The organism is Streptomyces sp. AC627_RSS907 (genome assembly GCF_019049165.1).
Genome location: NZ_JAGMUE010001546.1, coordinates 1 through 567 on the forward strand (window position 1 = coordinate 1; position 567 = coordinate 567).

Below are 567 nucleotides of genomic sequence, written 5' to 3' on the forward strand. Positions count from 1 at the left end.
GCGCGTGGCGATCGACCGGTTGGCCGCGCTCCCCGCCGAGCAGCGGGCCGAACTCCCCGGCATCACCAGACCCCGGGCCCGGCAGAGCCTGGCCGGCGCGATCGTCGGCCACACGGCGATGAAGCTCAGCGGCGTGGAATCCCTGGTCATCTGCCCCTGGGCGGTGCGCGAGGGCATCCTGCTGCGCTACCTGGAGGACGGGCCCGACTGGTGGGCCGAGGTCGAACACCCGGAGGCGGCCGGCCGGCCGCCGGAGTCCGCGCCGCCCGTGGCGGCCACGCCGCCACGCCCGGACGGGGCGGCGTCGGACGGCACCGTGTCCCTGGCCCCGGCACCGCCCCTGGCACGTCCCCCTTCCCCGGGCCAGCCTCCCTCCCCGGGACAGCCCCCTTCCCTGGGGCAGGCGGCGTCCCTGGGCGCCGCCGCGACGGGCCATCGCCCGCTGCGGGTCGCCCTCGCGCGGGCGCAGCGCTGAGACGGGAGCGCGCGGCGGGCGAAGCCCGAGGCGAAGGCATGGGAGGCGTACGCGGCGAGCGGGTTCGTGCCCGGGTTCGTACGGGGCGTACG

At 78.7% G+C, this 567-nt stretch carries 1 pseudogene; it reads left to right on the forward strand.

The window, feature by feature from the left end:
- Window positions 1–475: pseudogene (locus KUM32_RS45565) on the forward strand (hypothetical protein); the annotation flags it as partial.
- Window positions 476–567: the final 92 nt, after the last annotated feature.